This window comes from Dialister sp. CAG:357 (genome assembly GCF_000435155.1).
GTDB classification, from domain to species: domain Bacteria; phylum Bacillota; class Negativicutes; order Veillonellales; family Dialisteraceae; genus Dialister; species Dialister hominis.
The window spans coordinates 29,439-30,856 of record NZ_FR896432.1 but is presented as its reverse complement, the minus strand read 5'-3'; the positions used below and the strand labels follow the sequence as shown (position 1 = coordinate 30,856).

The following is a 1,418-nucleotide window of genomic DNA, read 5'->3' as shown; positions in this document are numbered from 1 at the left end:
TCCTTAAAGCAGGCGCTGACGTGCTCTTCGTGGAAGCTCTCCACGGAGGCGCTAAGAGGACGCTTGAAATCGTAAGAAATCTCAGGAAATCCGCTCCTGATGCAGAAATCGTTGCAGGAAATGCTGCGACCTATGATGCGGCAAAGGCTCTCATTGAAGCCGGCGCTTCGGATGTGAAGGTCGGAGTAGGCCCGGGATCGGTGGGAACGACGAGCGTCATTGCAGGCGTAGGCGTTCCGCAGGTGACAGCTATTTATGACTGCGCAAGAGCCTGCGAAGAAGCGGGCATCCCCGTCATTGCCGACGGCGGCATGCGTTATTCCGGCGATATTGCCAAGGCAATCGGAGCCGGTGCTTCCTGCGTCATGCTTGGAAACCTTCTGGCAGGGACAGATGAATGCCCCGGCGAGATGGTGATTTTCCAGGGAAGAAATTATAAACTCTACCGCGGCATGGATTCTGCCGGCGCCTTCAGGGCAGCAGGCAGCGGCCGTTTCTTCGGCGGCGTCCTTGAAAAGACAGCTCCCGAAGGCATTGAGGGAAGAGTTCCTTACAAGGGTCATGTTTCAGACGTGCTCTTCCAGCTCTCTGGCGGCCTCAAGGCAGCCATGAGCTACTGCGGCGCCAAAGACATCGCAGCTATGAGGGAAGAGGCGCAGTTTATTCAGATTACGAGCGCAAGCCTTGATGAAAGCCATCCGCATGATGTGATGATCACCAAAGAAGCGCCTAACTACAGTGCCAAATGACAGATATCAGTAAAAAGCAGCAGATTGTCATGGATGTCCGCGTGCATGCGGTCACCATGGAGGACGCTCTCGAGTGGGCAAAGGAAGCTGTTCTTGAAGGAAAGCCCCGCATGATTGCTACGGCGAATGCGGAAATGATCATGATTGCGCAGAAGGATCCCGAGCTTAAGGAAATCCTGAATACGTGCGACCTGGTCGTTCCGGACGGAGCCGGGGTGCTCTGGGCAGGCGAAAAGCTTGGCACGCCGTTCCCGGAAAGGGTGGCGGGCGCAGACCTTGCTGAAGAACTTCTGAAGATTGCCTCGGAAAAAGAGTGGCCGGTATATTTCCTGGGAGGCGCGCCGGGCATTGCCCAGAGAGCCGCAGCCCGTTTCATGGAACTTCACGTTCCCTTCAAGCTCGCAGGATGCCATGAAGGCTACTTCGATAGCGAAGAAGAGAAAAAGATTATAAAAGACATCAAGAAAAGCGGAGCCAAACTCCTTCTGGCCGGTCTGGGCGTGCCAAAGCAGGAGAAATGGATCCGCGATCACATGGATGAACTGGGCGTACCGGTCTCCATGGGCATCGGCGGCGTCTTCGATGTCATGAGCGGCACACTGCCGCGCGCACCGATGTGGATGCGAAACCACCGGCTGGAATGGGCTTACCGCTTGTATCTGCAGCCCA

At 55.9% G+C, this 1,418-nt stretch carries 2 protein-coding genes; both read left to right on the top strand.

Annotation, left to right across the window (positions count from 1 at the left end):
* On the top strand, positions 1-749 hold a 749-nt coding region (locus M3200_RS05840), incomplete at its 5' end, for an IMP dehydrogenase (protein ID WP_288178176.1).
* On the top strand, positions 746-1,418 hold a 673-nt coding region (locus M3200_RS05835; protein WP_288178175.1), incomplete at its 3' end, for a WecB/TagA/CpsF family glycosyltransferase. The genes M3200_RS05840 and M3200_RS05835, both read left to right, overlap by 4 nt.